Origin of the sequence: Moorena sp. SIO2C4 (genome assembly GCF_010672485.1) — a bacterium.
Lineage (GTDB): Bacteria > Cyanobacteriota > Cyanobacteriia > Cyanobacteriales > Coleofasciculaceae > Moorena > Moorena producens.
On the sequence record NZ_JAAHGN010001315.1, the window covers coordinates 1 to 1,767 of the forward strand.

At 41.3% G+C, this 1,767-nt stretch carries 1 protein-coding gene; it reads right to left on the reverse strand.

Annotation, left to right across the window (positions count from 1 at the left end):
* Window positions 1–308: 308 nt before the first annotated feature.
* Window positions 309–1,496 carry a Fic family protein gene (locus F6K20_RS37010; RefSeq protein WP_008183368.1) on the reverse strand — a complete coding sequence of 396 codons (1,188 nt, stop codon included), beginning with the start codon at window positions 1,494–1,496 and terminating at the stop codon, window positions 309–311.
* Between the last annotated feature and the right edge of the window lie 271 nt (window positions 1,497–1,767).

Genomic DNA, 1,767 nt, shown 5'->3' on the forward strand with positions numbered 1-1,767 from the left:
CCGAAATCTTTATCGAGTAGTCTGAAATGGCTGGATTGGCTCGATCAGAACTTGCAAATTTTCCAGCGCTTACTAAGAAAGGGGAATTTAAGAATGAAGAATTTAGAATGAAGAATGAAGAATGAAGAATGAAGAATGCAGAATGCAGAATGCAGAATGAATAAATTCTAAATTATCCGGTTAACTAGTTAACATATCGATGAGATGGGAATAGGTAGTTTCCTATTCCCGATTTTACAAACTAATTTCAACTAGTGATTAATTTAAAGGGGAATAATTTACCAATTTATCCAATTGCAGATTTGAGATCATTTTCGGGCGCTCAGGATGTCCACCCCACTCATATTAGTTCCTTGATTCAGCAATTCCAAGTATGGAGCGTAGGCAAAAACGCGATTACGTTTTTGCCCAGTAATTTCTTGTAAAATACCAACATCACACAGATCATTAACTAATTTGTTGGCATTAGGGTATTTGAGTTGAATAATTTTTTGAACCTGTTCAACAGTGATAATTGGCCTAAAATAAAGGTTATCCAGCACGATTATAGCGTTTCCGGTTCGCTTCCCCATCTTATTGACCAGTAGTTGATGATGTTCTTCCTTCATGGTTACTATGTTGCGGGCAGTAGCGGACGCTTCCTGAGCGACTTCGTAAACACCACGCAGAAAGAACTTTAGCCAACCTTCCCAATTGCCACTATCTCTGACAGCTTGAAGTCGGTCATAGTATTCAGAGCGATATTTCTTGAAATAGTAAGAAATATATAAAAGCGGGCGCTTCAGTATATTCTGCTCACATAGAAGAAATGTAATTAGTAGACGCCCTGTTCTGCCATTGCCGTCAAGAAAAGGGTGAACTGTCTCGAACTGAGCATGAGCCAATCCAATTTTTAGCAAAGCGGGAATTGGTTTTGAATCATGCAAAAACTTTTCTAGATTATCTAGAGCTTGTTTCATTTCATGGGGTGGAGGTGGAACGTAAGTAGCGTCTTTGAGGGAACATCCTTCCGGACCAATCCAATTCTGGCTACTACGAAACTCACCTGGATCTCGCTCAGAACCTCGCACTCCTTGCATTAACTTCTGGTGTATTTCCCGAATCAGGCGCAAACACACAGGTAAATCCTTCAAGCGCTCAAGACCGTGGTTAATAGCAGCGATATAGTTAACCACCTCAGCCACTTCTTGAGGATTATCTGGTTCGAGTGTTTGGGATTCAAATTCCAGAACATCTATCAAAGATGCCTGCGTTCCTTCAATCTGACTCGACAAAACCGCTTCTTTGCGAACATACATAAACACAAATAGGTCAGGGTTAGGCAGAGCATCTGTTGATCCATCTAGCCTACCGAGTGCACGATCCGCCTGAGATAGAAGCTGCCACATCTCGTCATCGATAATGATGTCAGGCACAGGCGGCAACGGATTCGGTATGAAAGCTTTATATCCACTAAGCTGATCCACATACTGACCTGCTCTAGTAGCACTAACCATTATTATCGCTGTCGTTAATACTGAATATTTTCCAGCTCTATATTAACGAAAAGCCATCTCTTTCGTTAATAAGCCTATAAATGAAAATTTATATGATATAATTACCAACTCGAAAAAATCAACTGAAAGGATCCATTACTATCCTATAGCAGTCGCCAGGGCAGTTAGGACATCGACATTAGTCTCACACCCTTTGTAAGCGATGCAGAGGTGCGACCCGTGGCGAATTTAATTCGCCAACGGAAAGCGCACCTAAGCGGTCTTGGGGGTT

Coding starts and splice junctions, on each gene's coding strand:
- F6K20_RS37010 (WP_008183368.1), bottom strand. CDS start 1,496: ATGGTTAGTGCTACTAGAGCAGGTCAGTATGTGGATCAGCTTAGTGGA.